At 49.5% G+C, this 23,796-nt stretch carries 21 protein-coding genes, 2 tRNA genes and 1 pseudogene; 10 read left to right on the top strand and 14 right to left on the bottom strand.

Features of this window, described 5'->3' with window-relative positions:
* Positions 1 to 30: 30 nt before the first annotated feature.
* Both TX77_RS02280 and cytX read right to left on the bottom strand, forming a co-directional pair.
* Entirely contained in the window at positions 31 to 234 is a 204-nt protein-coding gene (locus tag TX77_RS02280) for a hypothetical protein (RefSeq protein WP_044503211.1), read from the bottom strand.
* A 135-nt stretch (positions 235 to 369) separates the two neighbouring features.
* Positions 370 to 1,533: a putative hydroxymethylpyrimidine transporter CytX gene (gene cytX, locus TX77_RS02285; protein ID WP_044503212.1), complete on the bottom strand. Its 1,164-nt coding sequence runs from the start codon at positions 1,531 to 1,533 to the stop codon at positions 370 to 372.
* A gap of 239 nt (positions 1,534 to 1,772) precedes the next feature.
* Here cytX and TX77_RS02290 point away from each other — a divergent pair, with 239 nt between their 5' ends.
* From TX77_RS02290 to TX77_RS02300, 3 genes are read left to right on the top strand one after another with little or no spacing between them, the layout of a single operon-like run.
* On the top strand, positions 1,773 to 2,912 hold the full coding sequence (locus TX77_RS02290; protein WP_044503213.1) for an efflux RND transporter periplasmic adaptor subunit: 1,140 nt from the start codon (positions 1,773 to 1,775) through the stop codon (positions 2,910 to 2,912).
* Between the two features lie 14 nt (positions 2,913 to 2,926).
* The gene (locus TX77_RS02295; RefSeq protein ID WP_044503214.1) at positions 2,927 to 3,631 is read left to right on the top strand and encodes an ABC transporter ATP-binding protein; all 705 of its coding nucleotides are present in this window, start codon (positions 2,927 to 2,929) and stop codon (positions 3,629 to 3,631) included.
* Positions 3,621 to 4,838: an ABC transporter permease gene (locus TX77_RS02300; RefSeq protein WP_044503215.1), complete on the top strand. Its 1,218-nt coding sequence runs from the start codon at positions 3,621 to 3,623 to the stop codon at positions 4,836 to 4,838. The genes TX77_RS02295 and TX77_RS02300 overlap by 11 nt, the downstream gene beginning before the upstream one ends.
* Positions 4,839 to 4,883: 45 nt before the next feature.
* On the opposite strand, the gene TX77_RS02305 is transcribed toward TX77_RS02300, so the two are convergent.
* Entirely contained in the window at positions 4,884 to 5,405 is a 522-nt protein-coding gene (locus TX77_RS02305; protein WP_044503216.1) for a flavodoxin, read from the bottom strand.
* A gap of 217 nt (positions 5,406 to 5,622) precedes the next feature.
* On the opposite strand from TX77_RS02305, the pseudogene TX77_RS02310 reads away from it, so the two are divergent.
* Both TX77_RS02310 and ychF read left to right on the top strand, forming a co-directional pair.
* Positions 5,623 to 6,863, top strand: a pseudogene (locus tag TX77_RS02310) (LL-diaminopimelate aminotransferase).
* Between the two features lie 14 nt (positions 6,864 to 6,877).
* The gene (ychF, locus tag TX77_RS02315; RefSeq protein WP_044503217.1) at positions 6,878 to 7,984 is read left to right on the top strand and encodes a redox-regulated ATPase YchF; all 1,107 of its coding nucleotides are present in this window, start codon (positions 6,878 to 6,880) and stop codon (positions 7,982 to 7,984) included.
* 84 nt (positions 7,985 to 8,068) lie between these two features.
* On the opposite strand, the gene TX77_RS02320 is transcribed toward ychF, so the two are convergent.
* A complete protein-coding gene (locus tag TX77_RS02320; RefSeq protein WP_044503218.1) occupies positions 8,069 to 8,320 on the bottom strand; it encodes a helix-turn-helix domain-containing protein in 252 nt (83 codons plus the stop codon).
* A gap of 149 nt (positions 8,321 to 8,469) precedes the next feature.
* Between TX77_RS02320 and TX77_RS02325 the strand changes: the two genes are divergently transcribed.
* Positions 8,470 to 9,696 (top strand): RNA-guided endonuclease TnpB family protein, encoded by a 1,227-nt coding sequence (locus tag TX77_RS02325; RefSeq protein WP_044503219.1) that lies wholly within the window; start codon positions 8,470 to 8,472, stop codon positions 9,694 to 9,696.
* A gap of 283 nt (positions 9,697 to 9,979) precedes the next feature.
* Here TX77_RS02325 and TX77_RS02330 read toward each other — a convergent pair whose 3' ends face one another.
* From TX77_RS02330 to TX77_RS02350, 4 genes are all read right to left on the bottom strand, one after another.
* Positions 9,980 to 11,389 (bottom strand): FAD-binding oxidoreductase, encoded by a 1,410-nt coding sequence (locus TX77_RS02330; protein WP_044503220.1) that lies wholly within the window; start codon positions 11,387 to 11,389, stop codon positions 9,980 to 9,982.
* Positions 11,390 to 11,647: 258 nt separating this feature from the next.
* Complete coding sequence (locus TX77_RS02335; protein WP_044503221.1) at positions 11,648 to 13,549, bottom strand: ABC-F family ATP-binding cassette domain-containing protein; 1,902 nt, start codon at positions 13,547 to 13,549, stop codon at positions 11,648 to 11,650.
* Positions 13,550 to 14,004: 455 nt separating this feature from the next.
* Positions 14,005 to 14,080: transfer RNA gene (locus tag TX77_RS02345), tRNA-Ala, on the bottom strand.
* Between the two features lie 56 nt (positions 14,081 to 14,136).
* Positions 14,137 to 14,592 (bottom strand): flavodoxin family protein, encoded by a 456-nt coding sequence (locus tag TX77_RS02350; protein ID WP_044503223.1) that lies wholly within the window; start codon positions 14,590 to 14,592, stop codon positions 14,137 to 14,139.
* Between the two features lie 397 nt (positions 14,593 to 14,989).
* On the opposite strand from TX77_RS02350, the gene TX77_RS02355 reads away from it, so the two are divergent.
* Together TX77_RS02355 and TX77_RS12895 are read left to right on the top strand one after the other, a co-directional pair.
* Positions 14,990 to 15,436, top strand: coding sequence for a hypothetical protein (locus TX77_RS02355; protein WP_044503224.1), 447 nt, complete (start codon positions 14,990 to 14,992; stop codon positions 15,434 to 15,436).
* A 101-nt stretch (positions 15,437 to 15,537) separates the two neighbouring features.
* Positions 15,538 to 16,020 carry a hypothetical protein gene (locus TX77_RS12895; RefSeq protein ID WP_049917276.1) on the top strand — a complete coding sequence of 161 codons (483 nt, stop codon included), beginning with the start codon at positions 15,538 to 15,540 and terminating at the stop codon, positions 16,018 to 16,020.
* 91 nt (positions 16,021 to 16,111) lie between these two features.
* Here the strand turns inward: TX77_RS12895 and TX77_RS02365 are convergent, their stop codons facing one another.
* From TX77_RS02365 to TX77_RS02375, 3 genes are all read right to left on the bottom strand, one after another.
* On the bottom strand, positions 16,112 to 17,632 hold the full coding sequence (locus TX77_RS02365; protein WP_081651677.1) for a pyruvate kinase: 1,521 nt from the start codon (positions 17,630 to 17,632) through the stop codon (positions 16,112 to 16,114).
* A gap of 268 nt (positions 17,633 to 17,900) precedes the next feature.
* Positions 17,901 to 19,064, bottom strand: coding sequence for an acyl-CoA dehydrogenase family protein (locus TX77_RS02370; RefSeq protein ID WP_044503226.1), 1,164 nt, complete (start codon positions 19,062 to 19,064; stop codon positions 17,901 to 17,903).
* Between the two features lie 370 nt (positions 19,065 to 19,434).
* A tRNA-Pro gene (locus TX77_RS02375) sits at positions 19,435 to 19,511 on the bottom strand.
* 215 nt (positions 19,512 to 19,726) lie between these two features.
* On the opposite strand from TX77_RS02375, the gene TX77_RS13790 reads away from it, so the two are divergent.
* Both TX77_RS13790 and TX77_RS02380 read left to right on the top strand, forming a co-directional pair.
* Positions 19,727 to 20,071 carry a zinc ribbon domain-containing protein gene (locus TX77_RS13790; RefSeq protein ID WP_154862477.1) on the top strand — a complete coding sequence of 115 codons (345 nt, stop codon included), beginning with the start codon at positions 19,727 to 19,729 and terminating at the stop codon, positions 20,069 to 20,071.
* Between the two features lie 39 nt (positions 20,072 to 20,110).
* A complete protein-coding gene (locus tag TX77_RS02380; protein WP_049917277.1) occupies positions 20,111 to 20,485 on the top strand; it encodes a hypothetical protein in 375 nt (124 codons plus the stop codon).
* A gap of 90 nt (positions 20,486 to 20,575) precedes the next feature.
* Here TX77_RS02380 and TX77_RS02385 read toward each other — a convergent pair whose 3' ends face one another.
* The 3 genes from TX77_RS02385 to TX77_RS02395 all read right to left on the bottom strand — a co-directional run bounded on the left by TX77_RS02385 (position 20,576) and on the right by TX77_RS02395 (position 23,773).
* Entirely contained in the window at positions 20,576 to 21,595 is a 1,020-nt protein-coding gene (locus tag TX77_RS02385; RefSeq protein ID WP_044503227.1) for a LacI family DNA-binding transcriptional regulator, read from the bottom strand.
* A 121-nt stretch (positions 21,596 to 21,716) separates the two neighbouring features.
* On the bottom strand, positions 21,717 to 22,334 hold the full coding sequence (locus tag TX77_RS02390) for a DUF4867 family protein (RefSeq protein WP_044503228.1): 618 nt from the start codon (positions 22,332 to 22,334) through the stop codon (positions 21,717 to 21,719).
* On the bottom strand, positions 22,334 to 23,773 hold the full coding sequence (locus tag TX77_RS02395) for a sugar porter family MFS transporter (RefSeq protein ID WP_081651678.1): 1,440 nt from the start codon (positions 23,771 to 23,773) through the stop codon (positions 22,334 to 22,336). The genes TX77_RS02390 and TX77_RS02395 overlap by 1 nt, the downstream gene beginning before the upstream one ends.
* Positions 23,774 to 23,796 lie beyond the last annotated feature (23 nt).

Below are 23,796 nucleotides of genomic sequence, written 5' to 3' on the forward strand. Positions count from 1 at the left end.
CAAACCTTTTTATGAGATTATGGAGAGATGTTAGTCGATACAGTAACGGGAGAAAATTCCCTTGAGAGTAAAGCCGTGTTTTTCTTTTTCCTGACGGACGGCCTGTTTCTGTTCGCTCATCGAAGCGACGAGGGCCTGACCGCGGCAGTAAATTCCTTCACCATTTGCCGAGCCGTCAAAGGGCAAGGGCATCATGGTATTAATCATATCGTCGAACGTGTATCCTTTATTCATAATGAAAGCCTCCTTCAAAAGACTTCAATAACAATTATCAGTTGTTGATTATAAGTTTACACGTTTCTCTCCCCTGCGTCAACCGAATTGCCAGATTAATTCGGCAACCTAACTATTCGCTAAAGGGATTCATACTCAGACTTTGACAACCTTATGGATGATCGTGCTGAGAATCATGATGATGACGACGACGGGAACGGTAATACCGACCGGCGTGTCGACGCTGAGCAGGTAACGGTACAAGATGACGCCGAGGACCCATAAAACGATGTTAAGCCAATTGACGCTTTCTGCCGTATGGTCTCTCTTTAAAATAAAGAAATCTGCCAAGAGGATGGCCGTCATCGGTGCAAAGACCGAGCCGATGAGGTAAAGGAAATCTTGGAATTGTTCAGGAGCTGCAAACACAGCCAGGACAACACCGAGAACCGTCGCGGCAAGAGCCATGATCTTATCGGAGGCCTTGGGAGCTAAGCTCTGGAAGCTGACGCCGGCAGAAAAGGCATCGAGGAAAGTCGTCGTAACCGTCGACAGTAAGACGACGAGAATACCGGCGATTCCCATCCCGGCCTGGAGCATGATGGCGGCAATATCGTCCTGCCCCGTAAAGAGAGCCGCGCCCATGCCGATGATGAACATCCAGGAACTAGCCACGAAGTAAGCACCGCAGCTGGCGGCTGTTGCCAAGACCGGCTTCTTAGCCGTTCGCGTATAGTCTGAAATAATCGGAAGCCACGACAAGGGCATGGCGACGGCCAGTTCGACGGCACCGCCGAAGGTAAGTTCCCCAGCCGGAACGGTTGGCGTACCGTTTTGGAAAACGACCATACTGAGCATAATCGTCAAAATAAACAAAGCTGCCATGACGACGACATTGACCTTGCTGAGATTCTTGAGGCCCATGATGATCCACAAGGCGATGAAAGCACCGATAATGATACTCCACCAGGACATACCGATGGCTGCGATGGTGTTGGCAGCCAAAGCTGCACTGCCTACCATGACGGCCGTCCAGCCGACAAGCTGGATGACGTTCAAACCGGCGAAGAGCTTGGCACCCTGCGTACCAAAGGAGATGCGCACCGTTTCCATGGCACTGCCTCCCGTCCGGCCGCCGATGAGGCCGGCCAGGTACATGATGATGCCGCCTATGATATGACCGAGGATAATCGCTTCCAAGGCCCGGGCAAAGCCTAAGGGGGCCAAGAGCATGCCGGTCAAGATTTCTGCAATGGAAATCCCTGCGCCAAACCACAGCAAGCCGTTGGAAAAGGCCGAGGTCTTTCGTTCATTTACCATATAGTATCAAACCTTTCTATTATAAATACTGTTATAAATAATAACCTATCTCAGTATACCATATTCTTTCGAAAAACCCTATGGAGAAGCGAAGATTTATCACAGTTTTAACTCACTTTACGATAACTATAGGCTTTTTCTTTATCCTTCAACCAGTGCCATGCTATACTGGTACTGATTATAAACTAAAAATTACTATTGGCAGCAAATTTCAAGTATTATACGTTTGGAGTGATATCATGAGAATAGACAAGCGCCTGAAAATCGCCATTGCCGCTGTCGTCATCGCCGCCCTTGCTTTTGGCGGGTATACCTACTACCAAGGTCAGCAGCAGGCAAAACAAGCCTCTGCCGTTGAAACGGCTGAAGTCGTCCGTAAAGATCTGAAGTCGACCGTATCGGCCACGGGGACCATCAGTCCCGTCGATTCCGTCGAAGTATCGCCGAAGATCACAGCCCGTATCAGCCAGGTCTTGGTCAAGGAAAATGACTCGGTCACGGCCGGTCAAACCGTCGCCATCTTAGACGGTAAAGATTATGAAGCCCAGCGCGATCAGGCTCAGTACAAGGTCACCAATACCAAGGTGGAATATGAACGAGCTGAAAAGCTGTATGAGCTCGGCGCCGGAACAAAACAGGATCTGGACACGGCCAAGTTTAACTACGATACGGCCCTCAGTACCTTGTCAGAAGCTGAATCAGACGTAGCCGAAACGGTCATTACGGCCCCCATGGACGGCGTCGTCGTCGGCGAACCGAAGACGGTCGGCACCATGGCCGTTCAGGGCAACAGCAACCCGACGGTCATCATGCGCATTGCCGATACGTCAAGCAAACAGATCTTAGCCCAAGTCGACGAAACGGATATCGGAAAAGTCCAAGTCGGACAGGAAGCGACCTTTACGGTCGACGCCTATACAAACCGCACCTTTACGGCCCGCGTCTCGAAGATTTCTAAGACTGATACCAGCAACACCTGGGATACGAACAGCTCGTCGTCTTCGTCCTCGTCGAGTTCCTCCAGCTCTTCGGCCAGCGTCATCTACTATTACGTCACCCTCGACGTCAGTGATCCTGACGACGTCTTGAAACTGGGCATGACGGCCCGCGTCGACATTACGACATCGGAAAAACAAGATGCCCTGGTCGTCCCCATCGCCGCTTTGAAGACCAATGATTCCGGCTCTTACGTCCTTCGCGTCAAGGATGACGGCACGACCGAACAGGTTCCGGTCAAGACGGGCATCTACAGCAGTGACTACGTCGAAATCCTGTCAGGGCTCACCGAAGGCGATAAGGTTTCCATTTCCTACACGGCCAGCAAATCTTCTTCATCTTCCTCGAAGAGCAGCAGCCGTCAAGGGCCGCCGCCCATGTAAGGGAGGTCTTGGCTATGAATCCCATCATTGAACTCCAAGGTATTGAAAAGATATACCATATCGGAGGGGAAGACTTCGCCGCCTTAGCCGGCATTACCCTCAACATTGAAGAAGGGGAATTTGCCGCCCTCATGGGCCCTTCCGGCTCGGGAAAGTCGACATTGATGAACATCCTCGGCTGCCTCGACAGGCCGACAGCCGGCTCGTACCAGCTGGGAGGAAAGGAAGTTGCCCACCTGAGCGACGATGAACTCGCCGTCGTCCGCAACCAGCACATCGGCTTCGTCTTCCAGAACTTCAACCTCCTGTCGCGAATTACAGCTCTCGACAACGTCGCCCTTCCCCTGGTCTATGCCGGTGTCGGCCGCAAAGAGCGGACCGAACGGGCCATGGATAAACTGAAATCCGTCGGCCTTGAAACGTGGGCCCATCACAAGCCGAATGAACTCTCCGGCGGCCAGCGCCAGCGAGTGGCCATCGCCAGAGCCTTGGTCAACAACCCGCACATCATCATGGCCGACGAACCGACGGGCAACCTCGATACGAAGTCGACCAAAGATATCATGCGCCTCTTTGAAGAGCTCCACGAAGACCACAAGACGATCATCTTGGTCACCCACGAACCGGAAATCGCCGCTTGTGCGACCCGTCAGCTCCTCTTGTCAGACGGTAAGATTACCAAAGATGCCGGAAAGGGGGTCGTCATGGATGTTATTTAGTGAAAGCGTCCAAATTGCCATCACGGCGCTCTTATCAAACAAGCTGCGTTCCATACTGACCATGCTGGGCATCATCATCGGTGTCGGCGCCGTCATCGCCATGATTTCCATCGGCATGGGCGTCCGCCAAAACGTCACCAACTCCATTGCCAGCCTCGGCAGTAACATGCTCATCGTCATGCCGGGATCGGCTAACAGCGGCGGCGTCCGCTCGGCAGCCGGCTCCAATAAAAAGTTGAAATACGACGATGCCGTAGCCATCAAGAAGCAGATTAAGAACATCGACTACGTGTCGCCGACGGTCAACAGCTCATACCAAGTCGTCAACGGCAACCAGAACTGGAACACGTCGGTCTACGGCGTTACGCCGGAATACCTGCACATCCGGTCCCTCACTGTCCAATCAGGTTCTTTCATCACCCAGTCCGATTTAAATTCCCGCAACCGCGTTGCCGTCATCGGAACGACGGTCGCCACCAACCTCTTTGATGAAACCAACCCCGTCGGCAAGACGATCCGCATCAATAACCAGCCGTACAAAGTCATCGGCGTCCTCGAAAGCAAGGGCCAGTCTTCCGTCGGCCAGGACCAGGACGACATGGTCATCGTACCCTTGACGACGGCCCAAGAACGATTGCTGGGCATTACCTACATCAAGTCCATCAACATCCAGGTCTCCAGTGCCGATAAAATCGAACAGGTCCAATCGGAAGTCGAAGCCCTCCTTCGCCAGCGTCATCACATCACCAACGGCAAGGAAGATGACTTCAACGTCCGCAACCTGACCAGCCTCATGGAAACGATGACCCAGACGACGACCATGCTGACCTTGTTCTTAGGCAGTATCGCCGCCATCTCCCTCGTCGTCGGCGGGATCGGCATCATGAACATCATGATGGTATCTGTTACCGAAAGAACCCGTGAAATCGGCATTCGCAAAGCCCTGGGAGCTACCTTCCAGAACATCATGATGCAGTTTCTCATCGAGTCCGTCGTCATCGGCGTCATCGGCGGCCTCTTGGGCGTCGCCTGCGGCGTCGGCATCGCCTTAGCCATCGCCGAGTCGGGCCTCTTTGAGACGGTCATTACGGCAGCACCGATTATTATTTCCTTCAGCTTCTCCGTCGGCATCGGCCTCTTCTTCGGCATCTATCCGGCGCGAAAAGCCGCCAAGCTCGATCCGATCGAAGCCTTGCGCTATGAATAAAAAGAAGCACTGTTCCGAGGAACAGTGCTTTTTATATGCAAAAACTTATTCGTTCAGCCAGCGGCGCACATCGTCTTCGGCGTCCTGAACGGTCGAACCTAAAATAGCCAGGTGCGACCCCAGCACGGCCTTAGGGCAAAGTTCATGGATGTCTTCCAGACTGCGGCCGATACCACTCCCTTCATGGGTGCAGAAAGGATAGATGGTTTTGCCGGAAAAATCGTGATTTTCTAAGAAAGTCCACAGGGCCATAGGCATGGTTCCGCACCAATTGGGATAGCCGAGAAAGATGAGATCGTAACCGCTGATATCGTCAAGATCCTTTGACAGGGCCGGCCGAAGCCTCTTTTCCCATTCATGGCGGGCCAGGGAGACCGTTTCTTTATACTCATGAGGATAGACGGCTGCTGCCCGGATATGAAAGAGGTCCCCGCCGGTCATGCGGCCGATCATCTTAGCCGCCTGCTCCGTATTACCAACCTTAAGATTGACAATCTTACCGCTGACATAATTCATACCGGCATGTGAAAAATAAGCAATGAGACATTTTTTCCCCTTATAATCCATAGACAGGTCACTCCTCCCGGCTCGATGGGCCTAAAAATACTGATTATAATTTCATTATACGGCAAAACGATAAGCTGTTCAATCACTATCATAAATGGAAGCCATTTCATTTTCTCATGCCTGCCGCCCTCCCCTTACCTTTCCAATGTCCATATAATGTAGTAAAATAAAGGAGCTAACAGATTTTTACTATCAACGAACATAAGGAGGTCCATTTATGGCTCACGTAAATGAAAACTACTTGAAACTCCCCGGAAATTACCTCTTTGCGACGATTGCAAAGAAAGTAGAAGCTTACTCCAAAGCACATCCGGAAGCGAATATCATCCGTCTCGGCATCGGCGACGTCACCCGTCCCCTGGCATCGGCCATCATCGACGCCATGCATAAAGCCGTCGACGAAATGGGCAAAGCCGAAACCTTCCGCGGCTACGGTCCGGAACAGGGCTATGACTTCCTCCGCCAGGCCATCATCGACGGTGACTATAAAACACGGGGCATCGACCTCGATCTTGACGAAGTCTTCGTCGGTGACGGTGCGAAAACGGATGTTGCCTGCATCCAGGAAATCTTCGGCAGTGACCTCAAATTCGCCGTAGCCGATCCGGTCTACCCGGTCTACCTCGACTCCAACGTCATGTGCGGCCACACGGGCGAATGGAATGCCGAAAAGGGCATCTATGACGGCGTCGTCTACCTTCCCTGCACGCCGGAAAACGGTTTCAAAGCCGTACCGCCGACGGAAAAAGTCGACATCGTCTACCTCTGCAACCCTTCCAACCCGACAGGCACGGCCATGAGCAAGGAAGAACTGGCAAACTGGGTCGCAGCGGCAAAGAAAATAACTTCATCATCATCTATGACTCGGCCTATGAAACGTACATCACTGAACCGGACGTTCCTCACAGCATCTTTGAAGTCGAAGGGGCCAAAGAAGTCGCCATCGAACTGCGCTCCTACTCCAAATGTGCCGGCTTCACGGGCACCCGCTGCTCCTACGTCGTCGTTCCCCATGCCTGCACGGCGTATAAAAAAGACGGCACGGCCGTCGAACTCAATCCCTTGTGGAACCGTCGTCAGTGCACCTTCTTCAACGGCACACCGTACATCGTCCAGCGCGCTGCCGAAGCTTACTACAGCCCGGAAGGCCAGAAACAGTGCTTGGCTGACGTCAAGTACTACATGGAAAATGCCCACATCATCCGCGACGGCCTGACCAAAGCCGGTTTCACCGTCTACGGCGCTACCAACTCGCCGTACGCCTGGGTACAGACACCGAACGGCATGAAGAGCTGGGACTTCTTTGATCTCCTCCTCGAAAAAGCCCACGTCGTAACGACACCGGGTTCGGGCTTTGGCCCCCACGGCGAAGGCTACCTCCGCCTGACGGCCTTTGGCACCAAAGAAAATACGATCGAAGCCGTCAACCGCATCGCTAATTTAAATTTATTCAAATAAAGGTGGTTTAACCATTGAGTACAAATTTGGAAGTAGGCATCGTCGGCTTGCCGAATGTCGGTAAGAGCACCCTTTTCAATGCCATTACCAAAGCCGGCGCAGAAGCGGCAAACTATCCCTTCTGCACGATTGAACCGAACGTCGGTATCGTAGAAGTACCGGATCCGCGCATCCAGGTCCTGACCGACATGTATAACCCGAAGAAAACGATTCCCGCTGTCATGCGTTTCGTCGATATCGCAGGCCTTGTCGCCGGCGCCTCCAAGGGCGAAGGCCTGGGCAACAAATTTCTCAGCCATATCCGTGAAACCGACGCCATCGCCGAAGTCGTCCGCTGCTTTGAAGATTCAAACATCACCCACGTCGACGGCTCCATCGACCCCATTCGCGACATCGAAACGATCAATACCGAACTCTGCCTGGCAGACTTAGAAACGGTGCAGAAACGAGCCGACCGCATCGCCAAAGTCGCCCAGTGCGGCGATAAAGAAGCCAAGGTCGAATACGACGTCCTGAAAAAAGTTCTCGCCTGCCTTGAAAACGGCGAACCGGCCCGCAAAGCAGGCCTTACCAAAGACGACTTGCCTCAGGTTAAAGACCTCAATCTCCTGACCTTGAAGCCCATCATCTACATTGCCAACGTCGCTGAAGATGAAGCCGGCAATCCCGACGCCAATCCCAATGTCAAGCGCGTCGAAGAATACGCCGCCCAAGAAGGGGCTCAGGTCGTCGCCGTTTCAGCTAAAATCGAAGCCGAAATCGCCGAACTTCCGGCCGACGAAGCCGCCGTCTTCTTAGAAGAACTGGGACTCCCCGAATCGGGTCTCGATAAGCTCATCAAAGCCAGCTATGCCCTCTTGGGCCTGATCAACTTCTTTACGGCCGGTGCCGACGAAGTCCGGGCCTGGACCATCGTCAACGGCACGAAAGCCCAGAAGGCTGCCGGCAAGATCCACACCGACATCGAACGGGGCTTCATCCGCGCTGAAATCGTTTCCTACGACGACCTCATCGCCTGCGGCAGCGAACAAGGTGCCAAAGAAAAAGGCCTCGTCCGCCTAGAAGGAAAGGATTACATCATGAAAGACGGCGATGTAACCTACTTCCGCTTCAACGTCTGATCAACCGATAATATCTTACAACCTCTGAAATACGAAAAAAGCTCATCCCGTGACAGCAGCTTACTGCCATGGGATGAGCCTTTTTCATAAGACTTGTACTTCTTCTTCGCTCTTCAGATTGGGTCGAGGCGTCCGTTCATCGGTCAGACCGGCAATGTAATCTAAGGACGTATGGTACAGCTTTGCCAGCTGAATCAGTTTTTCTACGGGAATCTTTCGTTTTCCCAATTCGTACATGCCATATCCAACTTGAGAACATTTTAAAATTTTGGCTACATCAGCTTGAGAAAGTCTCGCCTCCAATCGGAGCGTCTTCAAACGGCTGTAGTATTTCATCTAAATGCGGGCAGGATACTCCGACCTCTTAGGTCGGGGAGGAAGGCCCGCTTCACCTCACTTTCTTTAAATACTAGAGTTTTAGTAACATATATGATATGGTGGTCTTGATGAAAGCCATATAATTTTAGAAAGGCAGGTGAGAAAAAGTGTCCGACCTAACTAAAACGATAAAACTTCGCATCCATGTTTCTCCGGAGCAAGAGATACTGTTTCGTCAAATGACGGAGCAGTATCGTCAGGCTTGTAATTTTGTGTCGCAATACATCTTCGACAATCAATTCAACTTGGCTTATCAAATCCTCAACAAAGAACTATACAGCGACCTTCGTAATCAATTCGGGCTGAAGTCACAGCTGGCACAGTCATCCATCAAGACGGTTATCGCCCGTTATAAGACTGTCAAGCAGCAGTTATTCCAGAAACCATACAAATACAAGGACAACGATGGCAGCTGGAAATATATCCCTAAGACGCTTGAATGGCTTTGGAAGCCCCTCTTCTTCAAGCGCCCGCAAGCGGATTTAGTTCGTAACCGTGATTACAGCTTCGTGGACAACGGACAAAACCTGTCTCTCAACACCCTTGGCAAACGAACCCGGTGCACCTTTGAAAGCAAACCATTTTCGGAATACCTCGATGGCTCATGGAATCTCGGTACGGCCAAACTGGTTGAACTCAAAGGCCTGTGGTATCTGCATATCCCAGTCACCAAAGCGGTTGAAGGTTTCCAAAAGGAAAACGTCCGTCACGTTGTCGGGATTGACCGTGGCTTGCGATTCCTGACAGTCAGTTACGATGAGCAAGGAAAAACAGAGTTCGTTTCCGGGCGAAAGATTGCTGCCAAACGACATAAGTTCCTCAAAATCAGACAACAACTCCAATCCAAAGGCACAAAATCGGCAAAGCGCAGACTCAAAGCCCTTTCCGGACGAGAGAACCGTTGGATGTCCGATGTAAATCATCGGATTTCTAAGACACTCGTTACGAAATACGGCAAGGATACATTGTTTGTACTGGAAGATTTGACGGGTGTCAGCTTTGAAGCATCGAATCTCTCCCAAACTGCAAAGCAGAACTATGACCTGCGGAGCTGGACTTTCTATCAGCTTGAGCAATTTCTGACCTACAAGGCTCACGAAAACCGCTCGAAAGTATTGAAAGTCTCGGCCAAATACACCTCTCAGCGTTGCCCGAAATGCAGTACAATCCACAAGGAAAACCGTAAGCCTCACAAGCATCTGTATCGCTGTCAGTGCGGATACCAATCCAACGATGACCGTATCGGAGCTATGAATATCCAGCATCTTGGTACGATGTGGATTTCCGGAGACAATCACCCTCGTTACGAGAGAATTGCAACGGCCTCGGAGTAAATCTCCTTGGCAAAACGGGCATCGTCAACTGCCCGATGATGTAGGCAGAATTAGGGAGATGTTGTTCTTAGCATCGCTACTACCTGTGTTTCTCTGACTTACAAGCTCCGCTTCTATAAAAGGGAGTCGTTGACGTCATCACCTGTTTTCATCATTATCGTATTCCAGAAGTACATTAGTAATGTCCTTTATACTATTATAGTAAATATATAAAAAGACGGCAATGATTATCTGCATATAATCGTTGCCGTCTTTGCAATTTAGACAATCTTTTATGAAATACTTAACAAATTTGTACCAATTTACCGGGATTCATGATATTATTGGGATCTAAAGCCTTCTTGATGGCCTTGATGACATTTAGTTCTGCTTCCGGAGTACAGAGCGCAAACTCTTCGAGCTTCTTAAAACCGACGCCGTGTTCACCGGACATCTTGCCCCCGAGGGCATAGACCCGCGGGAAGAGGTCGCGGTGGAAGGCCTTGATCTTTTCAAACCATTCTTCCGGTGACAAGCCTTTGGCATTCAAAGGAAGAACGTGGATATTCCCATCGCCGATATGGGCAACGGTGACGCAGTAGAGGTCGTACTTTTCGCGAAGTTCCGGAATCTGCTTGGTGATATCAGGAATCTTATCGAGGGGAACGACGAAGTCTTCCGTCTGGAACATCTTGTCGACGTCGCGGGCCGCTTCGGCAAACTGCTTGCGCAGCTTCCAGATGCGCTTATCGGCTTCAAATTCATCGATAGAACCGTTTTCTTCAGCAAGATCACAGAGCTGTTCCATCTTACGGTCCGAATCGTCTTCGCTGAACGATTCGACAGTAACGATGACGTAGTCGCAGCCTTCATCGACATGAGGCATCTTCATATCCAAGAACTTGCAGGTCATGCGCAGGGCTTCATTGTCCATGAATTCGATACTGGTCGGATCGATGCCGGCTTTCAAGATTTTATTGGGAAGGGCAAAAGCTTCTTCATCCGTCTTGAATACGCAGACCATATTGAAGGTATAAGGCGGCATGGGGCGAAGCTTGACCGTGACTTCCGTAATGATGCCGAGAACGCCTTCAGAACCGGCGAAGAGCTGTTCTAGGCAAAGACCGGTAGAGCATTTCTTTAAGCGGGCACCGGCATCGAGGATGTCGCCCGTCGGCGTAACGACTTTCAGGCTGTAAATCTGGTTGCGCGTCGTCCCGTACTTGACAGCCTTATTGCCGCCGGCATTATTAGCTACGTTGCCGCCGATCATGCTGCTGTCAGCGCTCGACGGATCGCCGGCGTAAAGGAGGCCGTGTTTAGCCGCTTCGCGCTGCAAATCGCCGGTAATGACCCCGGTCTGGCAGACGGCATACATGTTGTCGGCATCGAAGGTCAGAATCTGATTCATCCGTTCCAATTCGACGACGATGCCATGGTAGACGGGGATAGCGCCGCAGGCAACGCCGGAACCGGCCGAACGCGGCGTAATGGGAACGAGGTATTTGTTGGCCAGTTTAACGACTTCAGCCACTTCTTCCGTCGAACCCGGGAATACGACGACTTCCGGTTTGTGGAAATAATGAGAGTTACCTTCTTCATCGGTCTGATACCGTTCCAAGTAATCTTCGTCAGTCTTGACGAATTTATCCCCCAGGACATTTCGTAATTCGGCTAATAATTCCGGTGTAACAGGATTAAATGATGCTGCCATATATAAACGCTTCCCCTCTGTCAGTCTGGATTTAAGTATTCCAAAAAGCTATAGTAAATTCACTTCTTCATGGAAGTTGAACATAGTATACCATATCCCAAAGACTTGTAAAGCCACTTTTTTCTTCATTTCTTAGGATTATCCCGGTTTATCTTCTAATCTTGAAACGAAAGAACGTGATTTTTACATAAAGTTTTACGTTTTACGGCAGCATCGTTTTTACCGATTATATTTATTTTTTATATCTTCTATGCTTGATTAAGATTCAGCTAGCGTTTCCCATTTTTCGTAGGCGTCGTCAAGCTCAGCCTGAGCCGCTTCATACGCTTCCGTCAGGCTCATCATGGCCTCGGCATCAGTCTGATTTTCAGGCATGTTCATCTTGACTTCATACATCTTAAGCGTCGCTTCGAGTTCGGCAATCTTCAGCTCCAACTTTTGAAGCTTCGCCCCTTGGCCGTACACGGGCGCTTTTTGTACCTTTGCGGTCTGAACCGGGGCAGACGGCTTCTTGGCCGCAGTATCTTTCTCCGGCAGGGACTGCGGATTGTTTTCCGCAGCCAAGGCCTCGGCTTCCCGGACTTTTTCCCGATAATAACTGTAGTTACCGACGTAGTCCGTCAACTGTTTATGTTCGAGGACCAAGGTCCGCCGGGTGATTTTATCGAGGAAGTAGCGGTCATGAGAAATGACAAGATAGGTCCCGCCAAAATCAAGGAGGGCCTGTTCGAGGACTTCTCGCGTCGGAATGTCCAAATGGTTGGTCGGTTCGTCGAGAATGAGGAAATTAGGCCCCTGCAAAAAGAGTTTAAGCAGGGCTACTCGAGCCTGCTCCCCGCCGCTGAGGCTATCGATGACTTTAAAGACGTCGTCGCCGCGGAAGAGGAAGTGACCTAAAGCCGACCGGGCTTCATCTTCGCCGTAACTGAAGGCATTCATGATTTCATCAAGCACCGTCCAAGCCCCGTGCAGTTCCGTATGCTCCTGGGCAAAGTAACCGATATGGACCTTGCTGCCGAGCGTGATATGGCCGTCCGTAGGTTCTTTTTCGCCCATAATCATACGAATGAGGGTCGTCTTTCCGGCCCCGTTAGGACCGATGAGAGCTGCTGCTTCACCGCGGCGCAGGAGGAGCGACAAATGGTCAAAGAGCTGTCTATCAGCAAAACCGCCGCTGACCTTATCGAGGGTCAGTACCTTTTGGCCGCATTCTTCAGCAGGCTTAAAATTAAACCGAAGGGACGCTTCATCAGGCTGCCATTCGATTCGTTCCAACCGATCAAGCTGAGACTGACGGCCCCTGGCCTGTTTGGCCTTGATACCGGCCTTGTACTTGCGGATATATTCTTCCGTCTCGTGAATATGTTCCTGCTGCTTCTTATACGCCCGTTCGAGGGCCATTTGCTGCTGATCATGCTGTTCGACATAGCGCGAATAATTGCCCTTGTACTTGGTCACCTTGCCGTGAGACAGCTCTAAGATGCCCGTGGCCACCCGATCTAGGAAATAGCGGTCATGCGAGACGATGAGAATGCCGCCGCCATAAGACAAGAGATAGCCTTCGAGCCATTCCAGCATATCCATATCGAGGTGGTTCGTCGGTTCGTCGAGGAAGAGATAGTCCGGCCGACGCACTAAGGCCTTAGCTAAGTTGATGCGCGTCTTCTGGCCGCCGGAAAAACTCTGGACCGGCCGATCCATGTCGGCTTCGGAAAAACCGAGGCCGCGGACAATTTTACGGGACATCGATTCGTACTCATAGCCGCCGAGCCATTCAAACCGCTCCTGCATCCGGGCATAGCGATTCATCAGCCCTTCGTCGTCGGGACGGGACTGCATCTCCTTTTCAAGGCCTTTTAATTCCCTTTCCAGGCGCATGACGTCCTGCCAAGCCTCGGTAATCAGCTGCCCCAGGGTAATATCATCAGCATAGGTCACATCCTGCTGCAGATAGCCGATGGACTCCCCTTCCGATACGATAAAGGCTCCGTCATCGTACTCCTCTTCCCCAATCAGACACTTGAGAAGGGTCGACTTCCCGGCCCCATTAGCCCCGATCAGACCGATACGTTCGCCGCGACGAATTTCAAAACTGACGTTTTGGAAGACCGTGCGCACGCCAAAAGATTTTCCCAACTTCTGTACCTTAATACTGCCCATATAGCTTAACCTTACCCTCCTGCAAGAACTAAAAATCGAGTCTCATCATAAGTTATAATTATATCATGAAAAAGCCGATGCCTCAATGAAGGGACAAAAGGACGACCCGGACCGCAGCCCCTCCGCCGTCTCTTTTCCGGCAAAACGATGATAGCCCCAATCATCGTCCCTTTCGCTCCCCGGCCAAGCCCCTGCCTCACCGATTTTCATAAAAAATGGTTTATGAGCGAAAAACGTGCTCATCCGCCCAAAAACGCCGCCGAAAAGGTTCAGCAGACACAGGAGCGATTCCGATGTCACAGCTCCCCTTAGCGGCAGAAAATAAAGGACTGCAGCTGCCCCGCATGAGAGGAAACGATTTATCATTGCCCCCTAAATGCCCCCTCTTTATGATTTTATGCCAGGCAAAAAAATAACCACGCAGCTTATAAACTGCGTGGTTATCACATTCATTATGGTGGAGATAAGGAGGATCGAACTCCTGACCTCTTGCATGCCATGCAAGCGCTCTCCCAGCTGAGCTATACCCCCATGTATTGGCTACAAAAGAAATTATAGCATCAACCGTTGGTTGCTGTCAAGCATTTTTAAGCTGCCGGATCATTTTCGAGACGACTATATGTATTTTCAGCGAAGTTCTGTACGCTTTCCGTATCGAGCCGTTCATCGATGCCTAAGGGAAGCTCTGCCATGCTTTCGTCGACATAGACGGCGTGCGTACCGGCAACCCAGACGCCTTGCGGCAGAAGTTCGACGGCCTGGCGCAGGTTCTTTGAAATATCGTCTGAGAAAAGGTCGCGGTGCATAGTAGCAAAGATGGCGACCTTCTTTGCCTTCAAGCGCGGTAACACGGACCGGGACTTTTCATCAAGCCTAAGATTCAGGAACCAAACACCGACAAAGACAATATCATAGTCATCGAAGTGTTCCGGAGCCTGTTCCATAGGCAAAAAATCCGTATTCACCGGCAAAACAGAACGGACCGCTTCGGCTAATTTTTTCGTTCTTCCCGTTTCGGAGGAGTACAAGACTAAAGCTTTCATAATCCATTCTCCTTTCGTTGGAATAAAAGTCTTTTCTATAACTTTACTATACTATAAGAGGAAAACGGATTCCGTTGCATTTGCAACAAAAGAGAATTATTTTCCCCCCAGGAAATATACACCGTCCTATTTGCGCCTCACACCCATATTGTCTGAACCAAATTCTTGGCCCGTTAAATCTCCCTAGCAGGAATGCTTTATGGTTACGATACTACGATACAAGTGGAAGTAAAATAATTTGGTCCGTATTTCTGCTAAATCAGCTCGTAAGGCCCCCTTGAAATAAATTCATACAATTTTAACAAAATTATATTTTTAGTGTATAATGAGAATATAAGTCTGGTACGAGAAAGAAATCGAATACACTATGGGAAGTGGATTTTCAGGAGGTGTCGTGATGAGAAGAATACTTCAGGGACTATTCGCGTTTGTCTTTTTGTTTGCCCTTGCCTTTCCGCTCCAAGACGTATCGGCAAAGCCAACGTATTTTGACGATGCACAGAATTATTTGATTTGGGATACTGGTACCCACCACGGATCGGCAGTGGATTTGTCCTCGGCTGTCGTAGTAAAAGACACGCCGGAATATATCATCATTGCCGCGCTGGACTATTTCGTTACCTACGATAAGTCCGCAGAATATCCCATGCGTTCTAAGAACACCGTCTATTTTAAAGAGTATAAGCAAAGCGCTCATTTATATGTTACATCCGATTTTCAAAATAGGTACCAAAAAGGGGAATGGCATAAAATAACTAATATATACACCTCGATTCGCCATGCCTATCCCATATTAAAAGAACGAGCCATACAGAACACAAAAAATATCCCCGCTCAATCATGATGACCGCGGCTAAAAAAGTAAGCCCCGAGATGCAAAGGCCTTAGACGCTAAATAAACGAGTATTTGATTCACCTGTCAAAGAAGGGAGGGTGCATTATCAAATGAAAAAGAAGCTTTTCTCCGTCTTGGCAATACTTGTCTGTGCCAGTAGTATCGCCATGGCAAAAGTCCCCTTGAATGAAGCCGTTTTAGGCGGCATCTATCCGGGTATGCCGGTACAAGATATGGTTCAAATTTACGGCGACCCCATAAAAGAAGAGGTCAGCTATGCCGCCGGCATCCAGGTATATGATCAAAAAATGCATTACGGCGATTCTGTCTATCTCTATGCTCACAGTGACTCCCCAAGCGGTCCCTTTAAAATAGTCATGATTAACATCACGGCCAACAATGGCTTTGCCACTCCCGCAGGAATCCACGTCGGCTCAACTCGCGCTGACGTCATCAAAGCCTACGGGCAACCGGACATTCGCTTTGCCCCGAATCATCCGGAACTTTGGTACAAACCAGGCAATGGACTCGACATGGTTTTTCGTATAAAAAATGGTGTTGTCACGAGGATTGGCTTAGGATGGAATAGTTAACGCCAATGAACATAGCCTAAAGAATAATGACTAAACAAAAAATCAGAGAAGGAATGGTCATTCATTCCCTCTCTGATTTTTTATTGTCACTTTATAATTTCCCGTTTTCAAACATATTTTGGGCAATGTGCAGGGCCCGGAGCTGGGATGTTTTCTTATGCTGGTGCTGTTCCATCCGCAGCAGGATGTTGGTCAGGGCTGTGACGGCTTCTACGATGTACGGCCCTTTATTGAGCATGACGCACTCGGCCCGTTCGCCCATGGCGGCGTCGGTAATTTCAGCTCGCGACGGGAGGCCCTTTTTGACCAGGTTTTCAAGGACTTGGGTCGCCCAAATGACCGGCACGTGGGCAGCTTCGCAGATCCACATGATTTCTTCCTGAAGTTCTGCCAGGCGCCGATAGCCGACTTCAACGGCCAGGTCACCGCGGGCAATCATGATGCCGAGGGGCTGCTTAGATGCGGCCTGAACGATGATTTCAGGCAGGTTGTCGACGGCCTCTTGATTTTCGATTTTGGCTACCAGGGCAATTTGGCGGTAAGCCTTACCGCAGCGCTTTTGAAGTTCCCCCTGCAGGAGGGACACGTCAGCCGCTGATTTAACGAAGGAGTAGCCGATGGCATCAGCATACTGTACGACAAAGTCCAAATCTTCTTTGTCTTTTTCCGTAAGGGGCGACAAGTTCATCGGCGTCTGGGGGAAGTTCAGGCTCTTTTCATTCTTTATCTTTCCGCCTAAGGGCTTGGTATAGGTAATGGTCAAATAGGCCCCTTCCGGCGTCATTTTTTCAACGATAGCCCGAATTTTCCCGTCATCAATGAGAACCGGTTGTCCGGCTTCCATGTGTTCAAAGGCTTCGGGGATGCTGCACGAAATGACGATATTTCCCTTATAATCGTCAGGATAGACGGAAATCGGTCCCGATACCAAAAAGATTTGCTCACCGGGCATGACCCTCGCTTCCCCATAGCGCAGCAGGACTGACTCGATGCGGACTTTCGGTCCGGCCAGATCCATGTAGACCTTACAATGGTTCCCCGTTTCCTGTTCAGCCCTCCGGATATAGGAAATCATCGTCCCCCAAAGTTCCTGCGAGTCGTGAGCGCAATTGATACGGGCACAGTCCATGCCGGCTGCCACTAAGTCGCGGATGAGGATTCCGTTGTCTTCTGCCGCTTCTGTGGGCAGGGTAACCATGATGCGCGTCCCCGTTTTGGCCGTACCAAAAATCCGGCCCGTATTGTACGCTAAGAGGCCATCACCATAGAAAAATCGCCGCTGCTGCGGATAGGGAACGAGATTCTGTTCCGGTTCCTGACAGATACGCCCCAAGGAAGCCATAACGGCATCGAGATTGGTAATAGCCCTGGCTTCGCCGCGTCCGAGAGACGACAGACCAAAGGGAAGGAGCGAGCGCTGTATCTTTCGCAAATCATGACAGCGAAGGGCCAGATAAAAGGCTAAATTCCAGGCACTATAGGTAAAGTGTCTCCGCTGAATCAATGGTTTCCACTGCCGATATAAAGAATCGCCCCGCGACAGGACATCCTTCCGTAACCTGCAAAGAACGCCATAAAGTTCTTTCGCTGATGGATATATGTCTTGTTCCACTTCAATTCACCCCATTTTCATGATTTTTATTCATATAATTAATTATATTCCTGTAAACAAACTTTCTCAACGCCGTCAGCCTTGCTTTACATCGATTTTACACCCCTTCATAAACCCAGTGCTTCCCCTAAAAACACACTGTCTTACAGCTCCTCAAAAACACCGTTTCGAACACAAAAAGACTGTCGTACACCGGTATTTTTAACGATAGCCCCGGCACAAATGAGAGCCGGGGCCAAGTACAACAGTCTTTTCTTATAAAAGAATCTTATTTTTGAGCCGCTACGAAACCGGCGATGACCATGCGCTGAACTTCGTTGGTGCCTTCATAAATCTGCATGATCTTAGCATCACGAACCAATTTTTCAACCGGATATTCACGGCTGTAACCGAAGCCGCCAAGAATCTGAACAGCTTCTAAAGCGACTTCTACAGAGATGTCACCGGCAAAGCATTTAGCGATAGCCGCTTCACGAGTATAGCTCCGTTTCGGTTCTGCATAATACGTGTTGAGGAAGTTGATGATAGCCGAACGAGCAACTTCCGTCTTCATGTCCATATCAGCCAGTTTAAAGGCAATAACTTCATGTTTGATGATCGGTTTGCCAAAGGTAACGCGTTCTTTCGCATATTTGACAGCTTCATTAATAGCTCTTTGCGCAATACCGACAGCCAGGGACGCTACCATGGGACGAGCGAGGTCTAAGGTCTGCATAGCATAGACGAAGCCTTTGCCTTCTTCACCGATGAGGTGGTCGGCCGGAATGCGGACGTCCTGGAAAATGACTTCCGTCGTGTTCGACAGGCGGATACCCATCTTGTCTTCTTCTTTACCGACAGAAACGCCCGGACGGTCACGTTCTACAATGAAAGCCGAAATGCCTTTTACGCCCTTCGATTTATCGGTAATGGCAAATACGGTGTAAACGGAAGCGACGCCGCCATTGGTGATGAAGCATTTCGTACCGTTGATGACGTATTCATCACCTTCTTTGACAGCAACCGTCGTACCGGCAGCCGCATCGGAACCTGCATTGGCTTCAGTCAGGCAGAATGCGCAGAAACCGCTGCCCTTTTCACCGGTCAAATATTCGGCATACAATTTCTTTTGAGCGTCGTTACCGTGCTGGAGAACCGGTTTGAGACCGAGGCCCGAAGCTGCAATAGCCGTAGCCACGCCGGCGTCGACTTTAGACAGTTCTTCATAAACAGCAGCAACCGTGTAATAATCCTGTCCCATGCCGCCGTATTCTTCAGGAATCTCTAAGCCGCAAAAGCCGATATCAACGGCTTCCTGGTAAATATCCAAAAGTTTTTGGCCCGGTTCTTTGGCTTCATCCAATTCATGCACAAAGGGAGCTACTTTCTTTTCCGCAAAGTCCCTTGCCAAGGCGACGAGATCCTGCTGATCCTTATTGAGAATATAACCCATGATAAAAAAACCTCCTCTAACAATGAACAACAAAAAAACAATACGACGGCGGTAACTATACTATTCGTATTTATATTATATCAATATCTCGCATATAAAGAAAGTTTTAAATAAGATAAAAGCATTTTCTAATTCTATTTTAAGAATGAATTGTCAAAAACCGACATTGGCTAAGTCACCTTGTTCTTCGCAAAATTTCCCATTTCTCTAAAAACGCACACAAAAAAAAGACGGACCATGTACCCGTCTTCAAAAAAATCCATATCGCGCCTTACGGAAAATTATTCATAATCGAGTTCCGCAAGGTTTTACTATAAAAAAAGAACCATTCTTTGAGTCATATTACATGATTCAAAGAATGGTCATGTCTTGGTCGGAACGGCGAGATTTGAACTCGCGACCTCTTCCACCCCAAGGAAGCGCGCTACCAAGCTGCGCCACGTCCCGTCGACCTTTTAATTTTAACCGATTCAAAGGCGCTTGTCAAGTTCAAATTTACTGAACATGTCGTAAAGGCTTTATCGCCATAGGAGATTAACCGATGTAATTATGCCTCTATCACTAAAAAATAAGCGATTCATTTCTCTTTATGATACTCTGAATGGATATATGTAACAATTCGTTGTATACTATATGTATAAATAAAACAAGAGGTGGTAAGTTTGAATCTTCTGAAGAACAAAGACATACTGATAGTCCTGGCAATAATCATGATTCCTACTGTTTTATTGCGAGACGATTACAGTTGGCCGGGATTAAGCTATTTCTTTTTCTGTCTCTTTGCCTTAATTCCGGCAATCATTGCAGCAAGAAAAGGGCGTAATCTCGTCTTATGGTTTATATATTCCATGCTGCTTTGGTTAATCGCCTTCATTCACAGTCTATGCATCAAGGAAAATGAACGTTCAAAAGCATCAAAGGGATGGCATCGATGCCCTTATTGCGGCGAACTCAGCCGACCGGAAGCCACCGTTTGTCACTTTTGCGGCCGAGATTTATTTATATAATAAGTAGGGCTAATTCCCAGATAAACAAGAGGTGTCATTATGGAAAAACCACACACTGTACGTTACTCGTTAACCGCTTTTTTAATCTTTTCCATTCTCGTTCCCATTCTATTATCCGATGTGAACTTATTGGGTAATAAAGGCGATCTCTATATAGAGTATTGGATTTTCTCGGTATTGGCGCTAATCCCTGCCAATATCGCATCTCGCAAAGGCCGCAGCTTTGCCATCTGGTATATATACGGACTTTGCCTTTTTCTAATCGCCTTCATTCATAGTTTATGCATCAAAGATAATGATATCGCAAAGACCTTCAAAGGCTGGCATAAATGCCTTTACTGCGGCGAGTTCAGCCGACCGGAAGCGACGGTTTGCCGCTGCTGCGGCCGTGATTTAATCCAGCCGCATCTATAAAATCCTCAGACACATCAGAAGGCTCCTCCCTATCACGATGACATTTGCTGTCACGATAGGAAAGAGCCTTTTTCATATGTTACGCTTACCTTATAAGTTTTCCAGGAGCTTGATTTCGTTCTTCAGGATATAGCGCTCCCGTTCCGGTTTTTGATCATTGACCAGATACTGGAAAGCCAAGTCCATGGCCCGGTATCCCTGCTGGTATGGGTGCTGATAGATAATCGTCTTTAAGACGCCCTGTTTCATCATGTCTACTGTCGTCGGTGTACTGTCGAAGGCGACGATGGTCAGGTCTTTTTCTTTTTTTAGGCTGACGACGGCCCGGCAGGCACCATACACGCCGCCGGCAACGATGAACAAGGAATCGATGTCGGGGTTTTCTTCGAGCATCTTCTTCGTTTCTTCATAAGAGATGATTTCATCGTCCTTATTAACGGCTGTCGAGAGGACAGAAAAGCCCGGCACAGACTCCATACGCCGCTTGAATCCTTCGAGACGAAGTTCATGGCCCCAGGCCTGACGAGAACCGGTAACGACTCCGATTTTAGCCGTCTGACCTCTCAGAAGCTGCAGCAGGGCACAGGCCGTTTCACCTCCATTAGCATAGTCACTGCCGACGTAGCACTGGCGGCGGCAGCCTTGTACGTCGTTATTGACGGTGACGACGAAGACGCCTTTATCGACTAAAGCATTGATGGCATCGGCAATCCGTTTATCATTAATCGGACTGATGATGAGACCGCTGACAGGGATGGCTTCCAGTTCGGCAATAAGGGCCAGCTGGGCCTCTACATCATAGCCTTTCATCAAGCGCATCGTCAATTGGATGCCGTAAATCTGATAACGGCTTTCTGCCGTCTCGATGCCGCGGATGATCTCATCGAAGAAAGCATTGCCTTCTGAATTCAAAATGACGCCGACAATAGGACGGTGCCGTCTGGCAGCCAAGGCCTTGCCGGCCGGATTCGGTTTATATCCTAATTGCTTTACCATATTCATGACGGCTTCGGCCGTTTCTGGCTTGACGCGGCCCCGGCCATTGAGGACCCGGTCTACGGTCCCTCGTGAAACACCGCAAAGTTCGGCAATTTTTTTAATCGTTACCATTCTTCTCCCTCACTTATCCCCATATTCAAGGTTAACTGATCTTCTCTATTGTACCAAACATCGCGGCATGATAAAAGGAACTATCGATAAAGTTCGCACTTTATAAATAGTTCCTCATCTTTTAAATCTGTATATTCTCTCCCACTAAACCGATCCAGGCCTCATCCTTTTGCAGCCCGCTCTCTTCATGAGCGATGAGCCACTTATTGATGGCAAAGAGCAAGGCATTTTCGCCGCTGTTGTCAACCGTTTCCGGCAAAGCCTCGTTGGTTCCTTTCGGAAGGACGACGCCGCAGCGAAATTCTTTGCCGTCAACACTGCACGGTGCAAAGTGAAGGGTCGTCGCATAGAGTTCGACTGCCGTTCCGGCCGGAACGAAGAAGGCTTCAACGAGAGCCGTATCATATGTATAAGAGGATAGATCGATATCCTGCTGTCGGCCGACTAATAAGATGAGGTCTGTCGCAGCGATGTCAATTTCCGAAGACCGATGATATTCTAAGGCATTGAGCTTATTATTATAGCCGCTGCAATGGCCAAATTCAATGGGAAGGAAGCCGAAGGATTCCTCTTCCAGGGTTTTCGCCAAGGGCAGTTCTTCAAATGCCCCGACAGATGGTTCATACATCGTCCCTTCCGACACAACGGGAACTTCTTTCATTACGTCCACAAATTCTTTGACATCAACGTCGAGGATCCGTCCGTAGACGGCAAATTCTTTATCCGTTACTTGTTTCATTACTGATTACCTCCGTGAACCCCAATATTTTTCAACTTCATGCCGGACATCAAGTTCTTTTCAATCTGTTCCAGAGAAACATTCTTCGTTTCCGGAACAAAGGCAAAGGTCAGGGCGATGAATACGGCATTCAAACCGGCATACATCCAGAAAGTCATGGAGGAACCAAGGGCATCGATGAGGCTGAGGAAGGTGGCACCGACGACAGCACAGGTGATCCAGTTGGTCATGGTCGAGCAGGCAACGCCGAATTCACGCATCTTCAAAGGCTGAATTTCCGAGCACAGAACCCAAACGATCGGACCGGCACTCATGGCAAAACCGGCGATGAAGATCATGGTCATAATAGCCGAAAGGTAGCAAACCCAAGGAGCGGGATTCCCGCCTTCAATGACAGCCATGCAAAGACCCATGACAACCATGGCGGCTGCCATGACGGCAAAACCGACTTTTAAAGCCGGCTTACGTCCGGACTTATCGACAGTATAGACAGCAATGAGGGTTGCCAGGACGAAGACAATCCCGTTGATGACCGTGCCGATCATCTGATCTTCCGTACTGGAAAAGCCGCCAAGGCTGAGGATTTTCGGCGAATAATACATAATGACATTAAAACCGGTAAACTGCTGCATGGCCTGTAACAGGACGCCGAGGAATACGGCACGACGCACGTTTTTATTCGATTTCAACAAGGACCAGCCGGCTTGTTTTACTTTCAGCGTATCTTTAATATCATTTAATTCAGATTTTGCTAAGTCCACATCGGCATGAAGGGTCTGCAAAACTTTTTCCGCTTCCGAAAAACGCCCCTTGGCAGCCAACCAGCGCGGGCTTTCGGGCAGTACGAATACGGTTAGAATCAAGACGACAGCCGGAATGGCAATGACCGTCAGCATCATCCGCCAGGAACCACTGTAACTGAAATAGGTATTGGACAGGAAGGCCGACAGAATCCCAACGGTAACCATAAACTGATAGCCTGAAATAACCTGACCTCGTGAGTCTTTATCGGCCATTTCCGCTAAATAGAGCGGCGCCGTATACGAAGCAATCCCGACGGACAGGCCCAAAATCAAACGAAAACCGATGAGCATGTCGACGTTAACGGCCAAGCCGGAACCGACGGAACCGACGATAAACAGGGCGGCACCGGTAAGGAGACTGCGCTTTCGGCCGATACGAGCCGTCATAAAAGCGGCACATAAGGCACCAATGGCAGCACCTACCATCATACAGCTGACGACCCGTTCCTGAGCGGCGCTGTTGAGCCCCCATTCAGCCGTAATAAAAGGCAGTGCCCCGGCGATAACCCCTTGGTCGAGGCCGAACAACAAACCGGCCATACCAGCCGTAAAATAAATGAATTTCCGTACTCGTGAAGCGTGAGACTTTGCTAATGCCTTGTCGTCACAAATCATGGCTGCTTCTTGATTCATCATGGTCACATCTCTCCTAACGGCGT

Origin of the sequence: Megasphaera massiliensis, assembly GCF_000455225.1 — a bacterium.
GTDB classification, from domain to species: Bacteria; Bacillota; Negativicutes; order Veillonellales; family Megasphaeraceae; genus Megasphaera; species Megasphaera massiliensis.